A 22,569-nucleotide genomic window follows, 5' to 3' on the forward strand; every position below is an offset into this window, starting at 1 on the left:
CCGGCCCTGTTCCGGGCCGGTCTCGGTGCCGGCGTCAGGGGCCGACCAGCACCACCATCTGGTTCACGACATTACCGCCCCGCTTGCCTGCAATCCGGGCGGTGACGACGAAGTGCACTTTCGGCGGCCGGCGGTAGCGCGGCGCGTCGATCGCCAGGCTTTCGCCCGGCCCGATCTTCCTGCGCGCCAGGTTGTCGGCGGTCATGACACAGCCGTTGCTGGTGCCGTCCGCCGCCATGCCCGAGCTACCTTGGACCGAACACAGGCGATGGATGACGTACTCCACCGGCTGGCCCTCGAAGGTCACGGACCGGCTTCCGGCCCAGAATTGTTCGGAGCGCGTGCTCAGCCTGGGGTGGAGCGTCGCGACGTAGCCGGTACTTGGCCCTGTCTCATTGAGCGTGCCGGCACTGGTCTTCACGGTCACATTCAACCACCGGTAGCCCTCCATCAATCCGAAGTCGACCGCACGCGCCTGGGCCGAATCGTAGGCCAGGTTGGCTGCCGTCATCGTGGTCGAGTTGGTGGACTTGAGCAGGTAGATGCTCGACATCAGCATCACGGCCAGGATGATCAGCGTGACGGGCATGGCCAGGCCCCGCTGGGCCTTAATGGACGGCTGCATTGTTCGGGCTCCATTGTGAATTGCGCATTGGCATGACGGTTTCGAACACGCGATAGCGGTAGCAGCGCCAGTCGACGGGGTCGCCAGGCACCGCCACGTCGACCTCCATCGGCACGGCGTTCACGCCCACTGGCGACTGGCTCGCGAACACGGTCGGCCGGGCTGTGGTGGCCGTGCAGCCGCCCTGCTGGCTTTCGCGCTTCTTGCTGCGTGCGACGACGGCAATGCGCAGCGCGACGATACGCTGGTAGTCGCCGCGGTTGCCGACCCCCCCGATTCCGTCGGCATCGATCATGGTAGGCGACCACTTCCCGACACTCAGGATTTCGCGCTTGACGAAATTCTCCTCGTCGCGGGTATCGAAGCCGTACTGGGCCTTGATCGACACGATGTTGTCCGCCACCGTGGCCGGCAGCCGGCTGGCGCCGGCCATGTCGGTCGCGCGCAACTGCAGGAAGCCCTGATCGACCGACCAGGTATGGAAGGACAGCGCCCCCGCCCGGCCGAGGTGGAAGACACGCATGTTGCCTGGCAGGACAGGGATACCGATGCTGCCTTCGTTGGCGTTGTAGCGGAAGTCGACGTCCACCTCCGCCACTTTCAGGACGGGATTGGCTGGTGAAATGGGCTTGACCGGGTCGGCGGACACCTGGGCCAGCGCGCAGTCACCGCTGCCGTCTTCGGCTGCGAGGACGACGACATCGCCCCGCGAAAATCCGTAGGGCTCGCCGCCGAGCTGCAGGCTCGTGGGCAAATTCGCGTCGTATCCGACGACGCGCGCCGTTCCGCTGCCCCCCTGGCTGCTGCCCGAATACAGGGTGATCGTATCAGGCCTCGTACCGTTCGATTCGATGAGGGCCGGCACCAGGGGATGCAGCCCCCCCGCCGCCGCCAGCTCGTAGCCTTCGGTATCGCGGAAGAAGGTGTTGCAGCCGACCAGCAGTGGATCGTTCAGGCCGTAACCGGCCTGCTGGGCGTCGCCGCTGATCGAGAACATCGCCAGCATGCCGTTCTGCATCGAATCGGAGGTGGCGATCGCGGAGGACTTGGCCGATTCCGCGCCGGTGACGAGGCGGGTGGCAAAGCCCAATGCCAGCAGGCCGATGGCCACGCTGACCAGGAGCTCGACGACCGAGAAGCCGCGCATGCGGGGGAGACTGGAACGCATCGGGTTCTCCTAGATGTAAGCGCGGATAACGTGCCTGTTGGCGGGCGCGGTGGCCTGGCGCTGCCAGCCGATGGTGATGGTGACCTCGCGCGGTTCGTTGATGGGGCCCTCGCCCACCGTGATCGCGATCGTCGCACCGGGAATGGCGGTGCGGGTCGCCTGGTACCCGGTGCCAGCTGGCTGCTGGGCGTGCCGCCGGGTAGGCATACCCGGACAGTGCTTCCTTGTTCGTCGCCATGGTTCCCATCAGGGTTTCCGCCGCGAGGGTGGCTTCGGCGCGCATGCTGGCCTCGGACAGGGCGGCGTACGAGCGTGCCTGCAGGCCGACGGTGCCGAGCAGGCCGATGGCCAGCAGCACGGCCGCCATCAGCGCTTCGAGCAGGGCGACGCCGCCCCGGCGCCGCATTGAAAGGGAAGGCATCTTCTTCATGGTGGGCACCTCTGGGGGTCGTTTTGGGTGGCGTCGGGCTTGCAGCGGCTGGCAATGCCGGCCAGGGTCAGGGCGACCGCGACCTTCGGGGTGGCGCCGGCACGGCTGCCACGGGGCTCGAGCACGATGCGGCGCAGCCCGTTGGGAACGGTCGTGTCGACCCAGCCGAGCGGCGTGAAGTACACCGCATCGGCCGTGGCCGGCGTGAAGGTCTGCTGCAGGACGGCCGCGGCCGGGAGTGCGTCGGCGGGGCGCAGGACAGACTTGAATCCGGTCGCCCCGGCCGGGTCGTCCGCCGCCGCGGCCTCGAGGGTCGACCAGTTGTCGCTCTCGCGCGTGCAGGGTGTTTCCGGGGTCGGGAAGCAGATGTCGACCTGCCAGTCCTTCTGGCCATTGCCGTTCGGAGTCAGCACCATGCGGCCGAAACTGTTGTTGCTCAGGGCCTGGTTGCGGGCCATGACCAGGCCTTCGGAGTAGAACTGGGTGGCGCTGGCGACCTGGTTCTTGTAGGTCCATTCGCTCATCATCGGCACGCCGATCGACAGGATGATGGCGAGGATGGCCAGCGCGACCATCGCTTCGATCAGGGTGAAACCGCGCCGGGCCAGGGCGCCAGGCGAGCGCCTCGTCGGCCACGTCATTGGCTGCACCCTCCTTCTTTGGTGCGTACCCAGCAATTGTTCGGCCTGGCCCAGCCGGCCGGCGCGGACACGGTCCTGCGGTTGCCGCCCTGGTCGATCGAGAACACGAAGCCGGCGGTCGGGCCAGTGCCGCTGCCCGTGGCGGTGACGGTGAAGGTGGTCGCGGTGTCGTTGCTGACGCTGAAGACGAAGTCGGCAGTGCCCGCCGGCAACTGGCCAGGGGTCGTGCCGAAGCCTTCGTAAGTGCGGTTGGTCGACCAGTACTGCTCGGCGATCGGCTGCGTGCCCGCAAGGCCCGAATACGCATCCGTGAGCCGGGTGCGCAACACGTAGCTGCCGTAGTTCGGGATGGCGATCGCCGTCAGGATGCCGATGATCGCAACGGTGATCAAGAGTTCGATGAGCGTAAAGCCGGTCTGCCGTTTCATTGTTATCCCCAGAAGGACGGCTTGGCCGTCTACGCGGCTTGCCGCAAAAAAAGTTTCCTCTGGAGAATCATACCTCAGCAAGCTTGCATTACCCTGAGGAAATGCTGACAGGGAGCTGACAAACTGGTCTTTCCGGAGCTAAATACGCCCGAATCGGGCGATGCGCTCAGGGAAAACTGACCGTGAAGACCGCGCCGCCCTGGGCCGCATCCTCGATCCGGACATCGCCTCCGTGCAGCCTGGCGATGTCGCGCACGATGGCCAGGCCCAGGCCGCTGCCGGCCGTGTTCTCGTCGAGGCGCACGAAGCGTTCGAACACCGGGCGCGCAGGTGCGGAGCGATGCCCGGGCCATTGTCTTCGACGCGCAGGAGCGCCCCCCCGCCGGCGCGCCTGCCGCAGCCGACCGTGACCCGCCCTCCCCGCGGCGTGTAGCGCAGCGCGTTGTCGACCAGGTTGTCGACCAGGTCGCGCAGCAGGGAAGACGTCGCCCCGGACGGGCGCCGGCTCCAGTTCGAAGCCGAGGTCGATTTCCTTGACGGCCGCCCGCTCCACGAAAGTCTGGACACTGTCGGCGACCACCTGCGCCAGGTCGAGCGGCACCGGGCGCGCGCGCGCGAAGCGCTGCGGTTCGGCGCGCTCGAGCGAGAGCAGCTGGTTGGTCTGGCGGATCATGCGTTCGTTCGCGCCCAGCATCATCTCGACCGACCTGCGCGTCTCGGGGTCGTCCGCATGGCGCGCCGCCAGCCATTCGAGCTGCAGGCGCAGCCCGGCCAGGGGCGTGCGCAGCTGGTGCGCCACGTTCGCGCGAAACTCGTCCCGGGCGCGCGCGCCGGCCTCGATCCGGCCGAGCAGCGCGTTGAAGGCGTCGACCACGGGCGCCAGTTCGCGCGTCAGGCCGGCATCGTCCGGGAGCGAGATCGCCGCTGCCGCGCGCATCGAGGCGGGCGCGCAGCCGCGCCAGCGGCGCCAGGCCATTGCCGACCGAAAACCAGACCCGGGGCCACCGGGGCCAGGCTGAACACAATCTCGAGCAGGACGAGCGAGCGCAGGATGGCGGCGCGCGCGCCCCGGCGCGCACGCACGGTGCGCGCCACGCTCACGCGCACCGGCCCGGCGCCCGTGGCGGGCTTCGGCGACGGCGACGCGTACCGGTTCGCCGTGCATGCGCGCGTCGGCCAGGCCGGGGCCCTTCGGTGCCGGTAGCGCGGCGGCACCGGCCAGGCGCCGTCCGTCCAGGTCATGCACGGCAACCCAGCCTGCCTCGCCGGCGTTGTCGGCGATCGATGGCGGACCGAGCGAGGCCAGGTTGCCGCCGCGCACGCGGCCCGCAGCGGCCGCCGCGGCCGCGGCCGCGCGCAAGCCCTCGTCGAACGCGAGCTGGGCCGGCGTCCAGGCCAGCAGGTAAGTGAGCGTGGCGGCGCCCGGGTTGAAGACCGGGATGGGCGCGACGAGCCACTTGAGCAGGCGCAGGCGGATGCTGCCGGCCTTGCCGCTCGCGCGGCGCTGCGGGCGCTGGCGCGTTTCGCGGATCATGGGTGGCGGCCCGGGTCGCGCTTCACGTGGCCGTGCCCGCTTCCAGCAGGTAGCCGAAGCCGCGAATGGTGCGCAGCTGCAGGCCGGCGCCGTCGAGCTTGAGCCGCAGGCGCGAGACATAGACTTCGACGGCATTCAGGGTCAGGTCGTCGCCCCGTGGTGCGATGGCATCGATGATCTGCTGTTTCGACACCACCCTGCCCGCCTGTTGCAGCAGGTATTCGAGCACGGCCCACTCGCGCGCCGACAGGTCCAGCGCACGTTCGCCCACGCGGGCGCGGCGGGCGCCGCTGTCGAAGACGAGGTTGCCGAGGGTGAGAACGGTGCTCTTGGGCGCATTGCGGCGGCCGAGGGCGCGGATGCGCGCGACCAGCTCGGGCGTGGCGAAGGGTTTCACGAGGTAGTCGTCGGCGCCTGTTTCCAGGCCGCGCACGCGGTCCTCGACGGCATCGCGCGCGGTCAGGAGCAGCACCGGGGTGGCGTCGCCGCGCGCGCGCAGACGCCGCACCACCTCGAAGCCGTCAATGCCCGGCAAGCCAATGTCGAGCACGGCGACCAGCGGCGGGTTGCGCTGCAGCGCGAGGTCGGCCTGCAGGCCGTCGCGGGCCAGCTCGACCTGCATGCCATGCCCCTGCAGAGTACGGATCAGGCCATCGGCCAGGACGGCATCGTCTTCGACAAGTAGGACATGCATGCGGGAATGGAGGGGCGCGGGGGTTGTAATTGCGCCCATTATGAGCCAGATCCTTGCGTCAGCTCAATGATTCGGCTGATTTTCGGCATCTTTCCCAGTAGGACTGGACTGACAAGACACCATGCATACAGCCTACACGGGGGCAACCCCTAATCTTATGTTCGGCACCGGACTATAGCTTTAATGTACACACATCGCGATGAGGCAGTGTCAACAGTGCCCCCCAAGAGTCGCACTCCATGCAGTACGTTAGATAAGAGGACAGAAAATGAACAACGCTCAACTCGGTGGTGTCACGCAAAAAGCACAATCGGTCAACCAGCTCCCCCTGACCAAAGAGGAAAACAAAGCGGCGTCCCGTCCAGTTGTCAGCTTCAGCGGTACCCAGCAGAACGAACTGCTGGCCGCCCTGCCGCGCCAGGACCTGGAAACCCTGTTCGAGCACCTGGAACTGGTTCCTATGCCTTTCGGCAAGGAATTGTTCGAGTATGGCAGCAAACTGGAATACGTGTATTTCCCGACGACTTCAATCGTGTCGCTGCTGTACGTGATGGAAGACGGTGCCACCACCGAGATCGCCGTGGTCGGACACGAAGGCGTGGTTGGCGTGTCGCTCTTCATGGGTGAGCGCGCCATGTGCAGCGCCGTCGTGCAGAGCGCCGGCTACGGCTACCGCCTCAAGACCCAATACCTGCGCGACGCCTTCAACCGCGGCGGCGCCCTGCCCCAGCTGCTGATGCGCTACACCAACGCGCTGTTCGCCCAGATGGCCCAGAACGCCGTCGGCGGCCGCCACAGCTCGATCGAGCAAAAGCTCTGCCGCTGGCTGCTCGACCGCCTGGACCGTTCGCCAGGCAACGAGCTGAAAGTGACCCAGGAACTGATTTCGATCATGCTGGGCGTGCGCCGCGAAAGCATCACGGCCGCTGCCGGCAAGCTGCAGGACGAAGGCCTGATCCAGTACCGCCGCGGCAACATCACGGTGCTCGACCGCGCCGGCCTGGAAGAATATGCGGGCGAGTGCTACAAGGTCGCTAAGACCGAATATGACCGCCTGCTAATGGATGTAGCCCGCTAAAGGCAAGCTCGGCAAGATCGTCGTCTTCCGTCGCCGGCACGACCGGCGATGGAACCGGCGGCTTCGATGGCGGGGCCTCCGCGACGCTCGCCACGACCGGAATGCGTGCCCGCACGCAGGTTCCGACTCCGTTGATCCCCCGTCCCACCTCGAGTTTTCCACCCAATAGCAAGGCGCGCTCGCGCATTCCCAGCAGGCCGTGCGACTTCGTGCGCGCCAGGGCATCGTCGCCGATGCCGACACCGTCGTCGCTCACTTCCAGTGCCAGTGCGCCGTCTTCGAGCGCCAGGTGCACGATGACGCTGCCCGCGCGCGCATACTTGGCGATATTGTTGAGCGCTTCCTGCACGATACGGAACAGCGCGATCGCATGCATCGGGCTGACGCTGTCGATGTCGCCGTCCACCAGCACGTCGCAGTCGAGCGCGGTCACGCGGGCGTAATCCTCGCAATAGCTCTGCAAGGCCGCCGACAGGCCAAGGTTGTCGAGCAGGCTGGGGCGCAAATCCTCGACGATGCGGCGCTTGAGCTGCACGGTATCGACCAGCGTGGCGCGGGCGCGGGCCAGCATCTCGACGAGATCGGGGCGCGTGGCACGCAGTTGTTCGCTTACGCTGCTGAGGTCGATACCGATCGCCGTCAGGTTCGCGCCCATTTCGTCGTGCAGTTCGCGCGCCAGGCGCGATTTTTCGTCCTCGGCCACGTGGATCAGGTGGCGCGACAGTACGGACAATTGCTCGGTGCGGCGCGCAACCATGGTCTCGAGCTGTTCGTTGGTCTGTTGCAGGGCATACTCGGCATCGAGGCGGGCACCGAAGCTGCGCTGCACCAGGCGATAGAACAGGAGCAGCACGGCAATCGCGGCGGCGTTGATGCCCAGGCCCAGCATGGCCGCGTGACGGTACTGGGCGTAGAAGGCGGCGCTGCGCGCGGCCAGCAACTCGTTCTGTTCGCTCAGCATGATGACGACCTGCATGCGGATTTCGTCGCCCTCGCCTTCGCCGGCAGCACCGGTGATGGCGAGGATTTCGCGCAGGCCGCCGTCCTGGTAGATGGCCAGCGCCTGGTTCATCATGCCGAGCTGGCGCTCGACCGCCAGGCGCAGCTGGGCCAGGTTTTTCAGCTGGGCAGGATTGTCCGCCAACAGGGTACCGACCTTGCGCAGCTGCTTGTCGATCTGGTCAGGCGCCCCTTGCACGCTGCTCAGGTAAGTCGGGGCCCCGGAGAGGAAATAGCCGCGCAAATTGCTCTCGGCATCGGTCACGAGCAGGTTCAGGTGCTGCAGCTCGTCGGCCACTTTCGTGGTCTGGTCCTGCAGGCTGTTCGCGGCCTTCAGCCCCTCGAGATTGCGCAGCAGGCTGACGCCATTCGCCACGAGAATGAGCACGCAGGCAAAGCACAGCAAGGTCTTGTACCAAGGCAAGGCGCGCTGGCGCGCGGGCATGGGACCACTGGTAAAGTACATCTGCTGGCTTCCTTTCGCGCAACTGTGCCGGACCGGAAGATTATAGTCCCCTTGGGAATCTATTGCAGCCTGGCAGTTCTGTGGAGTGGGCGGGATACGACAGATGTGCGGAGCAGCATGCCCGCTCGACAAGGGCCTGTCGGTGGGTGACGCCTGGCGAAGGCGTGCGGGCGGCAGGGCCGCCTTGCCGGCAGCCCGCGTTGACATGGGCGGACCGGCCAGGGCGGACGCCGGGCGGCGTCCGCGAACCTGCTAAGTACTCACCCAAAAATAAATGTGTTTTTGGCTTCCATAACCGGCGCGTTGCTGCGTTGGCTCGCGTCCGCTTGCGGGGCAGTGCTCGCACTGCGGCGCGCTCGCCGCCTTGCACCGCATCCGAACCGGCACGTCCGGTTCTGTTTGCCAAAATTCACATTTATTTCTGGTCGAGTACTTAGTCGAGCAGGTTGTTCTTCATGGCATAGTAAGTCAGGTCACTGTTTGACTGCAGGCCCATCTTTTCCATGATGCGGGTACGGTAGGTGGAAACGGTCTTGATCGACAGCGACAAGGCATTGCCGATGTCGGACACCGTTGCACCCTTCGCCAGGCGCAGGAACACCTGGAACTCGCGGTCCGACAGCTCGGTGTGCAACGCTGTGTTCGGATCGCGATCGAAACTCTGCGCCAGCAGTTCGCCGACGGTGGAGCTGACATAACGGCGGCCCTGGAAGACGGTGCGCACGGCGGTCTTCAGTTCGTCCGCGTCGCATTCCTTGTTCAGGTAGCCGTTGGCACCCATCTTGAACAGGTTCAGGGCATATTGTTGTGCCGGATAGCCGGACAGGATCAGCACCGGCAGGTTGGGCTGGCCCTGGCGGATGGTGCGCAAGATGTCGATCCCGCTCTGGTCGGGCATCGCGATGTCGAGCAGCAGCACGTCGCAGATCTCACGACGGGCAATATCGAGCGCCTCGCGGCCGGTGGCACCCTCAGCGACGACTTCGAAATCGCCGGACGACGAGAAAATCTGTTTGAATCCTGCTCGAACTATCTGGTGATCGTCACAAATGGCAACGCGTATCATTGTCTTCCCTTAAATTTTCCTGGCACAGGAAAGAGCCGGAAACATTGCCCGGCTGTCATGCGTTGAATGAGCTAAACCGCATGTAACATTTTAGCACTCCCTCGGCCTTCTACAACAGGGCGCACGAATGCTGGGCTAACGGAACCGTGCAGAATGCGCGCGGCTTCCGGCAGCAGCGGTTCGACAGGGGTGTCAGGCCGGCCGTATGCCCTGCTTGAGCAGTGCGACGACCTCCAGCAATTCGGCACGCAGTCCGGCGAGATCGACGACGGGCGCCGCCTCCACCGGGGCTTCCTCGACGCCGCCGGCGATGTCGCGGGCGCGGCCGTCGAGCTTGTTGCGGGCACCGCTGATGGTAAACCCTTGCTCGTAGAGGAGTTCGCGGATGCGCCGGATCAGCAGCACTTCGTGGTGCTGGTAGTAGCGGCGGTTGCCACGGCGTTTGACCGGCTTGAGCTGCGTGAATTCCTGCTCCCAGTAGCGCAATACGTGCGGCTTGACCCCGCACAATTCGCTGACTTCGCCGATCGTGAAGTAGCGCTTGGCCGGAATCGGCGGCAGCGCGGTCAGTTCAATCTTGTTCGGGCGATCGTTCATGGCTCACTTATTGGGCACGCGTAATGGCATGCTGGTTGGCACCCTGATCTGCACGCTTATGCCGCACGCGCCAGCGGCGACGACGGCGGGCTGGTCTCTTCGACCATGCCCTTCAGCTTCTGGCTGGCGTGGAAGGTCACGACGCGGCGCGCCGTGATCGGGATCTCTTCGCCGGTTTTCGGATTGCGGCCCGGCCGCTGCGGCTTGTCGCGCAACTGGAAGTTGCCGAAGCCCGACAGCTTCACGGCCTCGCCGCGCTCGAGCGCATTGCGGATTTCGTCGAAGAAGGTTTCGACCATGTCCTTGGCTTCGCGCTTGTTCAGGCCGACCTGCTCGAACAGCAGCTCGGCCAGCTCGGCCTTGGTCAGGGTCGGCAAGTCCTTCGCCGCTTCCTTGCGCACCCGCGCCACTTGCATCGCACGATGCAGGTCGGCCGCCAGTGCCTCCTGGAATACGGCCGAATCAACGTCGTTGTTATTAATTTTGCAGCCCTGCCTCTAGATGGACGTGTTTTAGCACCAAAGTTTCGGAACTAAGCGCGCAATTTTGCGCTGTGTTTTTCTGTTGCGGCGTCGACCACGGCAGCCATCACGGCCTCCACGTCGGCGTCCTGCAAGGTCGATTGAGTATCTTGCAAGGCAAAGCGGAAAGCAAGCGATTTTTCGTCCGTCTCCAGGCCCTTGCCGCGGTATTCATCAAACAAAACAACGGCTTGCACGATCTTGCCAAGCGGATGCTTAGCCACGGCAGCGTTGAATGTGTCGACCACCGCCTGGGCCGGAACATCCTGTTTCAGCACCAGTGCGAGATCGCGGGTGGCGCCCGGGAACTTCGAAATCTCGGTATAGCTCGGCACGACGCGTTCCTGCAGCGCGGCGGCATCGACTTCGAACAGCACCGGCGCCTGCGGCAGGTCGTATTTTTGCAGCCAGCGCGGGTGCAGCTCGCCGATGAAACCGACGACCGCGCCGTCGAGCTCGACCAGCGCCGAGCGGCCCGGGTGCAGCGCCGGATGCTCGGCCTTGGCAAAGCGTATCACACGCGGTGCGAACAGCGCTTCCAGGTCGGCCTTGACGTCGAAGTAGTCGACCGCACGGGAAGGCGCACCCCACTGCTCGTCCAGCGCCGGGCCATAGGCGATCGCGCCGACACGCTTGGGCTGGTCGAAACCGGCCACGGACAGCGGGCCATCGACGGCCGCCTCGTTGCGCTTGAAGATGGCGCCGACCTCGAATACGCGCACCCTGCCCGCCTTGCGGTTCAGGTTATAGCGCACGTTGGCCAGCAGGCCGCCGATCAGGGTCGAACGCATGGTGCTCATCTGGCTGGCGATCGGGTTCTGCAGCTTGATCGGGGCCGTGTTGCCCGCGAAGTCCTGCTCCCAGACGCTTTCCACGAAGCTCATGTTCACCACTTCCTGGTAGCCGAGGTCGGCCAGCTGGTGGCGGATCGCGAACAGCGAGCGGGTGTTTTCCGGCTCGATCAGCATCGCGCTCGGTGCGACCGGCGGGTTGGCCGGAATGTTCTCGAAGCCGTACACGCGTGCGACTTCCTCGATCAGGTCTTCCTCGATCTCGATGTCGAAACGGTAGGACGGCGCGGTGACCGCGAACTCGCCCCCCGATTTTTCGTCAACCCGGTGCGTGAACGGCAGGTGCAGGCGCGTGAAGATGTCGGCAACCATCTCGTCGGTAATCGGCACGCCGATGACCTTTTGCGCGCGCGCCGTGCGCAGCACCACCGGCTGGCGCTCCGGCAGCCTGGCGACCTGGTCGTCGATCGGGCCGACTTTCGTCGCATCGGTGCCGCAGATCTGCACGATCAGCGCCGTGATGCGCTCGATGTGTTCGACGGTCGTCGCATAGTCGACGCCACGCTCGAAACGGTGCGCCGCATCGGTCGAGAAATTGTATTTGCGGGCGCGGCCCTGGATGGCGTTCGGCCACCAGAAGGCCGCTTCCAGGTAGATGTCGGTCGTGTCGAGCGTGACGGCGGTGGAATCGCCGCCCATGATGCCGGCCAGCGATTCGATTTCCTTCTCGTCGGCAATCACGCCGACCCAGTCGTCGACCTCGACCGTGTTGCCGTTCAGGAGCTTCAGGGTTTCGCCCTTGCGGCCCCAGCGCACGTCGATGGAACCGTGAATTTTCGACAGGTCGAAGACGTGCGAGGGACGGCCGACTTCCAGCATCACATAGTTCGAAATATCGACGAGGGCCGAGACCGAACGCTGGCCCGAGCGCTCCAGGCGCTGCTTCATCCAGTCGGGCGTTGCCGCTTTCGCGTTCAGGCCGCGGATGACGCGGCCGGTGAAGCGGCCGCACAGGTCGGGGGCCGAAATCTTCACTGGCAGCACTTCTTCCAACGTGACTGGCACCGGCACCGTCGTCGGCAGGTGCAGCGGCGTGCCGGTCAGGGCCGACACTTCGCGTGCCACGCCCAGCACCGACAGGCAGTCCGCCTTGTTCGGGGTGAGCTTGATCGTGAACTTCAGGTCGTCCAGGCCCAGGTAATCGCGGATGCTGGTGCCCACCGGCGCGTCGGCAGGCAGCTCCATCAGGCCGCTGCTCTCTTCCGAAATCTTCAGTTCCCTGGCCGAGCACATCATGCCCTGCGACTCGACGCCGCGCAGTTTGCCGACCTTGATCTCGAAAGGCTTGCCATCGGCGCCAGGCGGCAGGACCGCACCGGCCTGGGCGCAGATCGCCTTCATGCCCGCACGCACGTTCGGCGCGCCGCAGACGATATTCAACAGCGTGCCGGTGCCGACGTCCACCTGGCAGACGTTCAGGCGGTCGGCGTTCGGATGCCTGGCCACTTCGACCACTTCGGCGACGACGACATGGGTGAACGGCGGCGCGACCGGCTCGACTTCTTCGACCTCGAGGCCGGACATCGTCAACAGGTGGGACAGCTCATCCGAACCCATGTTCGGATTGACCATGGAACGGAGCCAGTTTTCGGAGAATTGCATAATCTTTTGCCTTGTATGTTCGAGCTATCTTCGTGCACCGCAGTCCGGGGTGGACGGCTCGTAACGCGGGCATTCAGCCCGCGCTACTCCACGCGGTGATTGTTAGCGTTCGTTGAACGCGTGGACGGCGGAGCCGTCCACCCTGCACTCAATTAAACTGTTTCAAGAAGCGCAGATCACCCTCGTAAAAGAGGCGCAAATCGTTAATACCGTAGCGCAGCATGGTCAGGCGCTCGAGGCCGGAGCCGAACGCGAAGCCGATGAACTTTTCCGGATCGAGTCCGAAGTTGCGCACCACCGTCGGATGCACCTGGCCGGCGCCCGAGACTTCCAGCCAGCGGCCCTTCAAGGGACCCGAGCCGAAAGCAATGTCGATCTCCGCCGACGGTTCCGTGAACGGGAAATAGGACGGGCGGAAGCGCACCTGCAGGTCGTCGGTCTCGAAGAAGGCCTTGACGAAGTTCAGGTAGACGCCCTTGAGGTCGGCGAAGGAAATGTCTTCGCCAATCCACAGGCCTTCGACCTGGTGGAACATCGGCGAGTGGGTGGCGTCGCTGTCGACGCGGTAGGTGCGGCCCGGTGCGATCACCTTGATCGGCGGTGTGTGGGTGCGCGCGTAACGCACCTGCATCGGGCTGGTGTGGGTACGCAGCAGCAGCGGCTTGCCGGTCGAGTCATTGCCCTCGACATAGAAGGTGTCCTGCATCGAACGCGCCGGGTGGTTTTCCGGGCTGTTCAGGGCGGTGAAGTTGGTCCAGTCGGTTTCGATCTCCGGGCCGTCGGCGACGTCGAAGCCGATCGAGCGGAAGATCTGCTCGACGCGCTCCCAGGTACGCATCACCGGGTGGATACCGCCCTTCGCGCGGCCGCGGCCAGGCAGGGTAACGTCGATCGACTCGGCATTCAGGCGCGCTTCCAGCTGGGCATTCGCCAGCGCGTCGCGACGGGCGGTCAATGCGCTTTCGATTTTTTCTTTTGCGGCATTGATCAGGGCGCCCTGCGCCTTGCGCTGCTCCGGGTCGAGCTTGCCGAGGCCCTTCATCAGTTCGGTGACCTGGCCGGTCTTGCCCAGGTATTTCGCTTTCGCGTTTTCGAGCGCGGCCGCATCAGGGGCGGCGCCAAAATCAGCCTGGGCCGATACGACGAGTTCTTCGAGCGAGTTCATATTTTTCTTGTCCTTGATGATGGCAACGTCTCGGAGCCTCGATGAAGCGTAGCGAGCGGCCGCCATGGTGGTCGAGAAGCGCAGCTGTACTCTTGTACAGCGAGCATCGCAGACCGGCAGGGCAACGCGCAGTAGCTTCGTCGAGGCCCCACCACAATCAAAAACGGGGCATAGGTCTGCACCGATGCCCCGCTCTTTTTGCGCTACGTTGCCGCAGCGCTAACTTGCAAACCGGTTGCCTTAGGCAGCCAGCTTGGCCTGGACGGCAGCGACGATCGCGGCGAAAGCCGGCTTGTCGTGCACGGCCATGTCGGCCAGAACCTTACGGTCCAGTTCAATCGCGGCTTTTTTCAGGCCGTTCATGAACACGCTGTAGGTCATGCCGTGCGAACGCGAAGCCGCGTTGATACGGGTGATCCACAGTGCGCGGAAGACGCGCTTCTTGTTACGACGGTCGCGGTAAGCGTACTGGCCAGCGCGCATGACTGCTTGCTTGGCAATACGGAATACCTTGCTGCGACGGCCGCGGTAGCCTTTGGCAAGCGCAAGAACTTTCTTATGACGGGCACGTGCAGTAACCCCACGTTTTACTCGAGGCATATTCGCTCCTTAGTGTGAGATTAAGCAGATGGCATCATGCGGAGAACGCTGGTCACGTCCGACGCATTGATGTTACGGGTGCCGCGCAGCTGACGCTTGTTCTTGGTGGTCTTCTTGGTCAGGATGTGACGCTTGAACGCCATACCCGATTTCACAGTACCGCCCGGACGCACGCGAAAACGCTTCTTCGCGGAGCTTTTGGTTTTCATTTTTGGCATAGTCATCTGCCCTTGCGGACAGCCTCATATGTGACAGGATTGCAGGTGGCAGCAACGCTGCTCTTGGATGCCTACTTTCACTTGTCTTGCAGCGCGCCGTTACACGTCGTGCCAGCACGCTACAACCTGTTTCGAAAAACAGGAACCGCAGATTCTAACACAGGTTGAGGTGCGTAGGGTGGGCACTTGTGCCCACGCGGTGATACGCGCCCTCAAAACCAACGCGCACGATAGCGGAGCCGATACCGATCACCGCGTGGGCACGGAGTGCCCACCCTACGACACCATGCCGTGCCGGCATGGGCCGCCCAAACAAACAAGGCCGGACCAGTGCGGCAGCACACGCTGCCACACCGGTCCAGCCTCTAAATCCGTACAACGAAACCGAAGAATTACTTCTTCTTTTTCGGTGCAATGATCATGATCATCTGGCGACCTTCCATCTTCGGGAACTGCTCGACCTGGCCATACGGCTCGAGGTCACCCTTCAGGCGTTCAAGCATGCGGAAGCCGATGTCCTGGTGGGCCATTTCGCGGCCGCGGAAGCGCAGCGTGATCTTGGTCTTGTCGCCCTCTTCCAGGAACTTGATGAGGTTGCGCAGCTTGATGCTGTAGTCGCCTTCATCGGTGCCCGGACGGAACTTGACTTCCTTGACCTGGATGATCTTCTGCTTCAGCTTGGCTTCGTGGGCCTTCTTCTGCTCGGAGTACTTGAATTTGCCGTAATCCATGAGGCGGCAGACCGGTGGGACCGCGTTTGGCGCGATCTCGACCAGGTCCACATTCTTTTCCTCGGCCAGACGAAATGCCTCGGCCAGGCTCACGATGCCCAGCGGCTCGTTGTCCACCCCGGACAAACGCATTTCCGGGTGCGTGATTTCGCCATTGATGCGATTCGACTTGTCAGTAGCTATGTTGTTTCCTTTTAATGTCTGAATAACCGGCCGGCTTGATTGGCTGGCGAGGCTTATTTGGCCTTGGAGGCCACCTCGCCCACCAGGCGCTCGATCAGGGCATCGACGGACATGACGCCCAGGTCGACATTGCCTCGTGCGCGCACGGCCACGGTGTTTGCTTCACGTTCCTTATCGCCAACAACTAGAATATATGGCAACTTTTGGACGGAATGTTCCCGTATTTTATAGGTAATCTTCTCGTTCCGCAAATCAGCGTGAACACGCAAACCAGCCGCCTTCAGGCGCGCCTCGACCTCACGGACATAGCTCCCCTGGGCGTCAGAAATGTTGAGCACAGCCACTTGCACCGGTGCCAGCCACAGCGGCAGCGCGCCCGCGTAGTTCTCGATCAGGATGCCGATGAAGCGCTCCATCGAGCCGACGATCGCGCGGTGCAGCATCACCGGCACCTTGCGGGTATTGTCTTCCGCGACATATTCCGCACCGAGGCGGCCAGGCATCGAGAAGTCGACCTGCATGGTGCCGACCTGCCATGGACGGCCAAGGCTATCCTTCAGGTGGTACTCGATCTTCGGGCCGTAGAAGGCGCCCTCGCCCGGCAGCTCCGTCCACTCCACGCCGCAGGCGCGCAGGGCCGAACGCAGGGCTTCTTCCGCTTCGTCCCAGATCTCGTCGCTGCCGATGCGGCTGTCGGGGCGCAGGGCGAGTTTCACGTCGATGTTGTTGAAGCCGAAGTCGTCGTAGACCTGCATCGCCTGCGAATGGAAAGCGGTGACTTCCGACTCGATCTGCTCTTCGGTACAGAAGACGTGGCCGTCATCCTGGGTAAAGCCGCGCACGCGCATGATGCCGTGCAGCGCGCCGGAGGACTCGTTGCGGTGGCACTGGCCGAACTCGCCGTAGCGCAACGGCAAGTCGCGGTAGCTCTTCATGCCCGAGTTATAGATCTGTACGTGGCCCGGGCAGTTCATCGGCTTCAATGCATACGAACGGTTCTCCGACTCGGTCGTGAACATGTTTTCGCGGTAGTTATCCCAGTGACCGGTCTTCTGCCACAGGGTGACGTCCAGGATCTGCGGCGCTTTTACCTCGTCGTAGCCATTGGCCTGGTATTTCTGGCGCATGTACTGCTCGACCTGCTGCCAGATCTTCCAGCCTTTCGGATGCCAGAAGATCAGGCCCGGCGCTTCTTCCTGGAAGTGGAACAGGTCCAGCTGCTTGCCGAGCTTGCGGTGGTCGCGCTTTTCGGCTTCCTCCAGCATGTGCAGGTATTGCTCCTGATCTTCCTTCCTGGTCCAGGCGGTGCCGTACACGCGCTGCAGCATCTCGTTGTTCGAGTCGCCGCGCCAGTAGGCGCCAGCCAGCTTCATCAGCTTGAAGACCTTCAGCTTGCCGGTCGAAGGCACGTGCGGGCCGCGGCAGAGGTCGGTAAACTTGCCTTCCGAGTACAGCGAGACATCCTCGTTCGCCGGAATCGAGGCGATGATCTCGGCCTTGTAGTCTTCGCCGATCGATTTGAAGTACGCAACGGCCTCGTCGCGGGGCAGCACCTTGCGGGTGACCGGCTCATCCTTCTTTGCCAGCTCGACCATCTTCTTCTCGATGGCTTGCAGGTCTTCCGGGGTGAAAGGACGCTTGTACGAGAAGTCGTAGTAGAAGCCGTTTTCGATCACCGGGCCGATGGTCACTTGCGCTTCAGGAAACAGTTCCTTGACAGCATAGGCCAGCAGGTGGGCGGTCGAGTGGCGGACCACGTCAATGCCTTCCGGGTCCTTGTCGGTGACGATGGCCAGGTCCGCGTCCTGCTCGATCAGGAAGGAGGTATCGACCACCTTGCCGTTGACCTTGCCGGCCAGGGCGGCCTTGCCCAGGCTTGGCGCGATGGAACTCGCTACCTGGGCAACCGTCATGGGGCCGTCGAACTGACGGCTGGAGCCATCGGGAAGTCGCACGTTAAGCATAGTGATCTCCTGGGGCGCTCGGCGCCGAAATATGAACAAAATTGAAACTGAAATGCAATGGACGAAAAAAAACGCGCACCAGGCGCGTTATTTTCAGTGTGTCGAGCAAAAGAACACCCTACCGCGTCTAGCGATTCCCCCACAACCAGGTTGTAGTTCGCGGTGTCATAACCGTTTGTGCCTTTCTCGCTCTTACTGACGACAACAGCGGAAAACCGAAGTTCCCCGCGCTGTCCGATGTGTTCTGGTGGGCGGTGCAGAATTCGAATCTGCGACCCCTTGGATGTCGACCAAGTATTCTAACCAGCTGAACTAACCGCCCGATGACCTGCATTATAGAGACAGCACCGGCGCCGCGCAAGGGTTGTTCAACATTCAGCATTGGCGCCTCCCTCGGCAAGGCTGCCCACTGCCCCGCCCGGGTTATCCAGTACACTGCGCACTTGCTCATTTTGATCGCTCCAGCAATGCCTTCCGAACACGCCGCGCCCACCTCCGAACACCTGCACGCCCACCTCGACGGCGACGCCAGCCACGGCCACTGCATCGAGGCGCGCAGCCAGAAGGCGCTTGGGGTCGCGCTCGGCCTGACCCTGCTGTTCGCCCTGATCGAAGTGGTGACCGGTTTCATGTCCAATTCCCTGGCCCTGATATCGGATGCCGGCCACATGGTGACCGACGCCGCCGCCCTCGGCCTGGCCCTGCTGGCCCAGCTGATCGCCAAGCGGCCGCCCTCTTCGCGCCATTCCTTCGGCTTCGTGCGCGCCGAGGCGCTGGCCGCGTTCGTCAACAGCCTGGCGATGCTGGCACTGGTTGCCTGGATTGTCTGGGAGGCGGCGCAGCGCCTGGCCCATCCGCAGGCCGTGCAAGGCGGCGTGGTGCTGGCCGTGGCGGCGATCGGCGCATGCATCAATATCCTGGTGGCCTGGGTGCTGTCACGCGACACCCAATCGATCAACACCCGCGCGGCGCTCGTCAACGTCATGGGCGACCTGCTCGGCTCGGTCGCGGCGATTGCCGCCGGCGCCATCATCTATTTCACCGGCTGGGTACGCATCGACCCGATCCTGTCGATCTTCGTGTCCCTGCTGATCCTGAAATCGACCTGGGGCATCCTGCGCGAGTCCTACCATTTCCTGATGGAAGGCGTGCCGCACGGGATCGATTACCTGGAAGTGGGCGCCGACCTGGCCGAGGTCGAAGGCGTGCTGTCGGTGCACGACCTGCACGTCTGGGACATGTCGCCCGGCCACCCTGCCCTGATCGGCCACCTCGAAATCAATGACCTGCGCGAATGGCCCGCAGTCCTGCGCCGCGTGAAAGCCATGCTGCTGGACAAGCACGGCATCGACCATGTGACGCTGCAGCCAGAGGCGCTGGACGGCAAGTCGCTGTAGGAGGAGTGTAAGCCCGCTCTTACCCGGGCTGGGCACGCGCGCCGATAGGACGCCCGCGCGCGATGCTTGACAATCGGGCCATGAACGACATGATCACGCCCATCCTCGATGGGACCGGGCACCACCTCGAAGACCACGTTTTCGACACCCTCGTCATCGGCGGCGGACCGGGCGGGCTGACGGCTGCCATCTACCTGCGCCGCTTCACCCGCAACATCGTCGTCGTCGACAAGGGCAACAGCCGCCTGTGCCTGATCCCCGTCTCGCACAATTACCCGGGCTTTCCCGAGGGCGTGCCCGGCTCGCAGCTGCTCGTCAACCTGACGAACCAGTTGAAGAACTACGGCGGCAGCGTGCAGCATGGCGAAATCACCGATTTGCGCCTGGTCGACGGGGTCTTCATCGGCGACTATCTCGACGACGCCGGCGCGACGCACCAGATCCGCGCGCAAACCGTGCTGCTGGCCACGGGCGTTGCCGACTGCGGCCTGCCCGTGGAGGACTGGAACGAAGCCGTGCATGCCGGCGCCGTGCGCCTGTGTCCGGTGTGCGACGGCTACGACGTGCGCGACAGGCGCATTGCCGTCGTCACCTCGGCCACCAACCCGGTCGGCCATGCCCTTTTCATGCGCACCTTCAGTGCCGACGTCACCCTGTTCGACCGTGGCAAGGAATCGATGCTGACCGACGAGGAGCGCCACCGGATCGAGGTCGCCGGCGTGCGCTACATCGAATCGCCCCTGCTGGGCGTGACCATGAGCCCGGACATGAAGCCGATCCTCAACACGGCTGACGGCGAAAGCCGCGAGTTCGACGTGTTCTACCCGATGCTGGGCGAATCGGCGCGCTCGAAACTGGCCGCTGCGCTGGGCGCGGAGACGGGGGATTGCGACAAGCTCAAGGTGGATGACCATGGACGCACGAATGTGCCGGGGCTGTATGCGATTGGCGACGTGGTGCAGGGCTTGAACCAGATTGCGGTGGCGGCGGGGCAGGCGGCGATTGCGGCGACGGCCATTCACAATGCGTTGCCGTGGGCGTTGAGGCCGAAGGTGGGGTGAGCGCCGCGGCAATTCGAGGGACGGCTAAGCGGTGCGGCGATTCGAGGGTGGTTTGAACGCGTAGGCGGGGAACCCGCCTACGCGTTCAACTGACCTCCGCGCTGCCCCTAGTTTTCGCCCGAAGCCAGCGCAATCCTGCGCCGCAAGCGCTCGGCCGCGGCCGTGTCCCCCGCCGCCTGCGCGCGTTTCAGTTGCACGCCCAGCCAGGTCAGCAAGGGGCGGCGCCATCCCTGTGTCGACGCCGTCGCCGTCGCCGTCTCGATATCGCCTGGCTTGACGCGCCCCGCCTTGAACAGCGCCCCGGCCGCGACCAGCTGCGCCAGCGGATCGTTCACGCCGGCCAGTGTGCCGCTTGCGAGAACCGGCCGGTGCTGCTCCGGCAGCAGGCCGGCATCGAGCCCTTCCCAGCGGCCGCCGATATAGGCCGCATACGCGCGCTGTTGCGGTGTCGCGTCGCTTGCCAGCGCCGCAAAGCCCGGGCACTCATCGAACTCGAGGCTGGCCGCCAGCGCCGCGCAGCGCACCAGCTCGACTTGCGCCACGAGGTCGGCGCGGCCCGTGCTGGTCGTTTCCAGCCGCGCCCGCGCGAATTCGGCCCTGACCGCAGCCGTGTTACCGCGCAGGTAGTCCTCCGTAAAGCCGTCGAGCGCATCCTTCGCGTTCGGCTGCCAGCTGGGTACGGCGGGCTTGCTGGCGCAGGCGGCGAGCAGCACCGTGCACAAAAGCGCAGACATTCTCATGGCAGCTTGATCTCCTCGGTTTTGCCCGCGAACGGCCACTTGCGGTTGATCTCGTCGACCAGCCGGTTCACCTTGCGCAGGCTGGCGTCGACTTCGCCGCGCAGCGCGCCCAGTCCTCGGTGGCCACGCGCGCGTTCGCCCCCACGGCCTGGGCCTCGACCAGCACCGCGTCGACTTTCCTGAGCGTGCCGCGCGCATCCTGCAGCACCCCCCTGCAGCTCGACCACGGCAGCCTGGGCATCGTCGGCGATCCCCTTCTTGCCGTACAGGCGCCGGTCGGTCTTGGCCAGGAGCGCGTCCAGGCGCTCCAGGGTGCCGACGAACTTGCGCGCCTCGTCGTCGCCGAGCACGCCGCTGAGCAAGCCATACTTGCCGGACATGCGGCCGGTGAGCGTCTGCACGTTCTCCAGGCTGCTGCTCATCGACGAGCCCTCGGCAGTCAGGTTTTCCAGGTTGTTCAGCAGCGAACGCGCCGTGGCCACCAGTCCCGGAATCTCGGCCGTGACGTCGCCGCGCAGGACAGGGCGCTGGGCGCCGTCGGGCAGCGGCGGGTCGTCCAGATGCCGGTAAAGGCGCGCAGGCGCGTCTCGCCCACCACGCTGCGCTCGAGGGTGAACACACTGGAAGAGCGCAGCCAGCGCGCGTCGGACTTCGACACGTCGACCACGATCTGCACCTTGCCGTCCCTGGCCAGGTCGACCAGGCGCACGCGCCCGATCGGAAAGCCGGCAAAGGTGAGGTCCATGCCGGGAATGACGCCTTCCGAGTTCTCCGTCACCAGCACCAGCTTCTGGGTCGGCTCGAACACGCCGCGCGCGTACATCACGTACAGCACGAAAGCGACGATGAGCAGGGCAACGACGCCGAGCAGGATCATCGCCTTGGTTTCGACATGGGCCGGCTCGTTGGATGACTCATTGGATGCGTCAAGCGGTGGGGTATCAGGCATGGGCAAGAGGGTTCAAATGTATTTGAGGGCGAGCGAGGAGCCTTCGATCAGCAGCAGCACGAACAACAGGCGCAGCGCGCCCGGCTGCACGCTCGAGGCCAGCCGGCGCGGATAGCGCTGCAGTTCGAGGATGGCGGCGGTCGGGATCACCGCCACGGACCAGCCCGAACAGCACGGTCTTGAGCACGAAGCCGGTGGTCACCACCGGGTCGAACACGCGGCCGACCGTGCGCGTATAGTCGGGCATGCCCCGGGGCGAGAGGCCGTACACGTTCAGGTAGGCCAGCACCAGCACGATGGTCGAACTCACCATTGCCAGGCTCAGGACCGAGAAGGCATTCGCGAACAGCTGCGGCACCAGGTCGCGGCGCAGTCGGCGCAAGGCTTCGGCATTGACCTCGGCCGTGGGCAGGCCGGCCCGCGCCAGGCCCAGCGCCGTGGCATCGAAGGCCATGCCTGACCTCAGCGCCGCGAACAGCGCGGCCGACAGCGGAATCAGTTCCAGCACCAGCACCCGCACCACCATCTCGAGCGCGTAGCGCGACAGCCCGTAGCTGAGCGCCGTCACCAGCACGATGCGGATGATGACGACGCTGATCAGTGCCGACAGCACCGTGAACCAGGGCAGCACCTGCCAGGTGCTGGCATGGATGTAGCGCGCCGTGACGAGGCGGGTGCCGCGGTTGTAGGTCGAAGGAGAGCAGGCGGTGACGATGGCGATCGCGCCGAGGTGGAACATGTACCACCAGCTGCGCAGGTAGCGCACCAGGGCATAGCCCCAGAGGCTGGGGCGGGTGGCGAGGTGGAGGTGGCGGGACATGGTCATATGATACGGTTTTTGCAAGTATGCATCAGTTTGCG

21 protein-coding genes, 1 tRNA gene and 3 pseudogenes are annotated in these 22,569 nt (G+C 64.5%); 4 read left to right on the top strand and 21 right to left on the bottom strand.

Going from position 1 to position 22,569, the window contains the following annotated elements; translation table 11 throughout:
- Nucleotides 1–34: 34 nt before the first annotated feature.
- Together G4G31_RS18075 and G4G31_RS18080 are read right to left on the bottom strand one after the other, a co-directional pair.
- Nucleotides 35–625, bottom strand: a complete 591-nt coding sequence (locus G4G31_RS18075; protein ID WP_182988811.1) for a hypothetical protein — start codon at nt 623–625, stop codon at nt 35–37.
- Nucleotides 609–1,793, bottom strand: coding sequence for a PilW family protein (locus G4G31_RS18080; RefSeq protein ID WP_182988812.1), 1,185 nt, complete (start codon nt 1,791–1,793; stop codon nt 609–611). The genes G4G31_RS18075 and G4G31_RS18080 overlap by 17 nt, the downstream gene beginning before the upstream one ends.
- 37 nt (nt 1,794–1,830) lie before the next feature.
- On the opposite strand from G4G31_RS18080, the gene G4G31_RS18085 reads away from it, so the two are divergent.
- Nucleotides 1,831–2,202, top strand: coding sequence for a hypothetical protein (locus G4G31_RS18085; protein ID WP_182988813.1), 372 nt, complete (start codon nt 1,831–1,833; stop codon nt 2,200–2,202).
- A 17-nt stretch (nt 2,203–2,219) separates the two neighbouring features.
- On the opposite strand, the gene G4G31_RS18090 is transcribed toward G4G31_RS18085, so the two are convergent.
- The 5 genes and pseudogenes from G4G31_RS18090 to G4G31_RS18105 form a co-directional block, all read right to left on the bottom strand.
- On the bottom strand, nt 2,220–2,864 hold the full coding sequence (locus G4G31_RS18090) for a Tfp pilus assembly protein FimT/FimU (RefSeq protein WP_182988814.1): 645 nt from the start codon (nt 2,862–2,864) through the stop codon (nt 2,220–2,222).
- Nucleotides 2,861–3,292, bottom strand: coding sequence for a type IV pilin protein (locus G4G31_RS18095; protein WP_182988815.1), 432 nt, complete (start codon nt 3,290–3,292; stop codon nt 2,861–2,863). The genes G4G31_RS18090 and G4G31_RS18095 overlap by 4 nt, the downstream gene beginning before the upstream one ends.
- Before the next feature lie 166 nt (nt 3,293–3,458).
- A pseudogene (locus G4G31_RS29370) lies at nt 3,459–3,859 on the bottom strand (sensor histidine kinase).
- A 118-nt stretch (nt 3,860–3,977) separates the two neighbouring features.
- Nucleotides 3,978–4,961: pseudogene (locus G4G31_RS26710) on the bottom strand (sensor histidine kinase N-terminal domain-containing protein); the annotation flags it as partial.
- The gene (locus G4G31_RS18105) at nt 4,849–5,520 is read right to left on the bottom strand and encodes a response regulator transcription factor (protein WP_182988816.1); all 672 of its coding nucleotides are present in this window, start codon (nt 5,518–5,520) and stop codon (nt 4,849–4,851) included. The gene G4G31_RS18105 and the pseudogene G4G31_RS26710, both read right to left, overlap by 113 nt.
- Nucleotides 5,521–5,788: 268 nt before the next feature.
- Between G4G31_RS18105 and G4G31_RS18110 the strand changes: the two genes are divergently transcribed.
- Nucleotides 5,789–6,598: a Crp/Fnr family transcriptional regulator gene (locus tag G4G31_RS18110; RefSeq protein WP_182988817.1), complete on the top strand. Its 810-nt coding sequence runs from the start codon at nt 5,789–5,791 to the stop codon at nt 6,596–6,598.
- On the opposite strand, the gene G4G31_RS18115 is transcribed toward G4G31_RS18110, so the two are convergent.
- The 11 genes from G4G31_RS18115 to G4G31_RS18165 form a co-directional block, all read right to left on the bottom strand.
- Nucleotides 6,555–8,063: a CHASE3 domain-containing protein gene (locus G4G31_RS18115; protein WP_182988818.1), complete on the bottom strand. Its 1,509-nt coding sequence runs from the start codon at nt 8,061–8,063 to the stop codon at nt 6,555–6,557. The genes G4G31_RS18110 and G4G31_RS18115 overlap by 44 nt on opposite strands.
- Before the next feature lie 433 nt (nt 8,064–8,496).
- Nucleotides 8,497–9,129 (bottom strand): response regulator transcription factor, encoded by a 633-nt coding sequence (locus G4G31_RS18120; RefSeq protein ID WP_056334485.1) that lies wholly within the window; start codon nt 9,127–9,129, stop codon nt 8,497–8,499.
- Nucleotides 9,130–9,321: 192 nt separating this feature from the next.
- On the bottom strand, nt 9,322–9,726 hold the full coding sequence (locus G4G31_RS18125) for a MerR family transcriptional regulator (RefSeq protein WP_182988819.1): 405 nt from the start codon (nt 9,724–9,726) through the stop codon (nt 9,322–9,324).
- Between the two features lie 56 nt (nt 9,727–9,782).
- Entirely contained in the window at nt 9,783–10,142 is a 360-nt protein-coding gene (locus G4G31_RS18130) for an integration host factor subunit alpha (RefSeq protein ID WP_182988820.1), read from the bottom strand.
- A 116-nt stretch (nt 10,143–10,258) separates the two neighbouring features.
- Entirely contained in the window at nt 10,259–12,700 is a 2,442-nt protein-coding gene (gene pheT, locus G4G31_RS18135; RefSeq protein ID WP_182988821.1) for a phenylalanine--tRNA ligase subunit beta, read from the bottom strand.
- Nucleotides 12,701–12,848: 148 nt separating this feature from the next.
- Nucleotides 12,849–13,865, bottom strand: coding sequence for a phenylalanine--tRNA ligase subunit alpha (gene pheS, locus G4G31_RS18140; protein ID WP_182988822.1), 1,017 nt, complete (start codon nt 13,863–13,865; stop codon nt 12,849–12,851).
- A gap of 240 nt (nt 13,866–14,105) precedes the next feature.
- Complete coding sequence (gene rplT, locus G4G31_RS18145; protein ID WP_182988823.1) at nt 14,106–14,465, bottom strand: 50S ribosomal protein L20; 360 nt, start codon at nt 14,463–14,465, stop codon at nt 14,106–14,108.
- Between the two features lie 20 nt (nt 14,466–14,485).
- Nucleotides 14,486–14,683 (bottom strand): 50S ribosomal protein L35, encoded by a 198-nt coding sequence (rpmI, locus tag G4G31_RS18150; protein WP_057262756.1) that lies wholly within the window; start codon nt 14,681–14,683, stop codon nt 14,486–14,488.
- Nucleotides 14,684–15,075: 392 nt separating this feature from the next.
- Nucleotides 15,076–15,546: a translation initiation factor IF-3 gene (gene infC / locus G4G31_RS18155; RefSeq protein WP_229425082.1), complete on the bottom strand. Its 471-nt coding sequence runs from the start codon at nt 15,544–15,546 to the stop codon at nt 15,076–15,078.
- 104 nt (nt 15,547–15,650) lie between these two features.
- Complete coding sequence (gene thrS, locus G4G31_RS18160; RefSeq protein ID WP_182988824.1) at nt 15,651–17,561, bottom strand: threonine--tRNA ligase; 1,911 nt, start codon at nt 17,559–17,561, stop codon at nt 15,651–15,653.
- A 245-nt stretch (nt 17,562–17,806) separates the two neighbouring features.
- Nucleotides 17,807–17,883, bottom strand: a tRNA-Val gene (locus tag G4G31_RS18165).
- A 145-nt stretch (nt 17,884–18,028) separates the two neighbouring features.
- On the opposite strand from G4G31_RS18165, the gene G4G31_RS18170 reads away from it, so the two are divergent.
- Nucleotides 18,029–18,958, top strand: a complete 930-nt coding sequence (locus tag G4G31_RS18170; protein ID WP_182988825.1) for a cation diffusion facilitator family transporter — start codon at nt 18,029–18,031, stop codon at nt 18,956–18,958.
- 80 nt (nt 18,959–19,038) lie between these two features.
- Nucleotides 19,039–20,019 (top strand): NAD(P)/FAD-dependent oxidoreductase, encoded by a 981-nt coding sequence (locus G4G31_RS18175; RefSeq protein ID WP_229425083.1) that lies wholly within the window; start codon nt 19,039–19,041, stop codon nt 20,017–20,019.
- A gap of 107 nt (nt 20,020–20,126) precedes the next feature.
- Here G4G31_RS18175 and G4G31_RS18180 read toward each other — a convergent pair whose 3' ends face one another.
- From G4G31_RS18180 to G4G31_RS18190, 3 genes and pseudogenes are all read right to left on the bottom strand, one after another.
- Nucleotides 20,127–20,753: a hypothetical protein gene (locus G4G31_RS18180; protein WP_308621685.1), complete on the bottom strand. Its 627-nt coding sequence runs from the start codon at nt 20,751–20,753 to the stop codon at nt 20,127–20,129.
- A 2-nt stretch (nt 20,754–20,755) separates the two neighbouring features.
- Nucleotides 20,756–21,708 (bottom strand): annotated as a pseudogene (locus tag G4G31_RS29375) (MlaD family protein).
- Nucleotides 21,701–22,528, bottom strand: coding sequence for an ABC transporter permease (locus G4G31_RS18190; protein WP_229425084.1), 828 nt, complete (start codon nt 22,526–22,528; stop codon nt 21,701–21,703). The pseudogene G4G31_RS29375 and the gene G4G31_RS18190 overlap by 8 nt, the downstream one beginning before the upstream one ends.
- Between the last annotated feature and the right edge of the window lie 41 nt (nt 22,529–22,569).

It is taken from the genome of Massilia sp. Se16.2.3 (assembly GCF_014171595.1).
Taxonomy (GTDB): Bacteria; Pseudomonadota; Gammaproteobacteria; order Burkholderiales; family Burkholderiaceae_D; genus Telluria.

Excerpts from the sequence above, each read along its gene's own strand:
- G4G31_RS18180 (WP_308621685.1), bottom strand. The coding sequence starts at position 20,753 with ATGTCTGCGCTTTTGTGCACGGTGCTGCTCGCCGCCTGCGCCAGCAAG.
- G4G31_RS18130 (WP_182988820.1), bottom strand. The coding sequence starts at position 10,142 with ATGCAAGTGGCGCGGGTGCGCAAGGAAGCGGCGAAGGACTTGCCGACC.
- pheT (WP_182988821.1), bottom strand. The coding sequence starts at position 12,700 with ATGCAATTCTCCGAAAACTGGCTCCGTTCCATGGTCAATCCGAACATG.
- G4G31_RS18095 (WP_182988815.1), bottom strand. The coding sequence starts at position 3,292 with ATGAAACGGCAGACCGGCTTTACGCTCATCGAACTCTTGATCACCGTT.
- G4G31_RS18105 (WP_182988816.1), bottom strand. The coding sequence starts at position 5,520 with ATGCATGTCCTACTTGTCGAAGACGATGCCGTCCTGGCCGATGGCCTG.
- G4G31_RS18110 (WP_182988817.1), top strand. The coding sequence starts at position 5,789 with ATGAACAACGCTCAACTCGGTGGTGTCACGCAAAAAGCACAATCGGTC.
- G4G31_RS18170 (WP_182988825.1), top strand. The coding sequence starts at position 18,029 with ATGCCTTCCGAACACGCCGCGCCCACCTCCGAACACCTGCACGCCCAC.
- G4G31_RS18125 (WP_182988819.1), bottom strand. The coding sequence starts at position 9,726 with ATGAACGATCGCCCGAACAAGATTGAACTGACCGCGCTGCCGCCGATT.
- G4G31_RS18080 (WP_182988812.1), bottom strand. The coding sequence starts at position 1,793 with ATGCGTTCCAGTCTCCCCCGCATGCGCGGCTTCTCGGTCGTCGAGCTC.
- thrS (WP_182988824.1), bottom strand. The coding sequence starts at position 17,561 with ATGCTTAACGTGCGACTTCCCGATGGCTCCAGCCGTCAGTTCGACGGC.
- G4G31_RS18120 (WP_056334485.1), bottom strand. The coding sequence starts at position 9,129 with ATGATACGCGTTGCCATTTGTGACGATCACCAGATAGTTCGAGCAGGA.
- G4G31_RS18075 (WP_182988811.1), bottom strand. The coding sequence starts at position 625 with ATGCAGCCGTCCATTAAGGCCCAGCGGGGCCTGGCCATGCCCGTCACG.
- G4G31_RS18115 (WP_182988818.1), bottom strand. The coding sequence starts at position 8,063 with ATGTACTTTACCAGTGGTCCCATGCCCGCGCGCCAGCGCGCCTTGCCT.
- rplT (WP_182988823.1), bottom strand. The coding sequence starts at position 14,465 with ATGCCTCGAGTAAAACGTGGGGTTACTGCACGTGCCCGTCATAAGAAA.
- G4G31_RS18090 (WP_182988814.1), bottom strand. The coding sequence starts at position 2,864 with ATGACGTGGCCGACGAGGCGCTCGCCTGGCGCCCTGGCCCGGCGCGGT.
- pheS (WP_182988822.1), bottom strand. The coding sequence starts at position 13,865 with ATGAACTCGCTCGAAGAACTCGTCGTATCGGCCCAGGCTGATTTTGGC.
- G4G31_RS18175 (WP_229425083.1), top strand. The coding sequence starts at position 19,039 with ATGAACGACATGATCACGCCCATCCTCGATGGGACCGGGCACCACCTC.
- rpmI (WP_057262756.1), bottom strand. The coding sequence starts at position 14,683 with ATGCCAAAAATGAAAACCAAAAGCTCCGCGAAGAAGCGTTTTCGCGTG.
- infC (WP_229425082.1), bottom strand. The coding sequence starts at position 15,546 with ATGCGTTTGTCCGGGGTGGACAACGAGCCGCTGGGCATCGTGAGCCTG.
- G4G31_RS18190 (WP_229425084.1), bottom strand. The coding sequence starts at position 22,528 with ATGTCCCGCCACCTCCACCTCGCCACCCGCCCCAGCCTCTGGGGCTAT.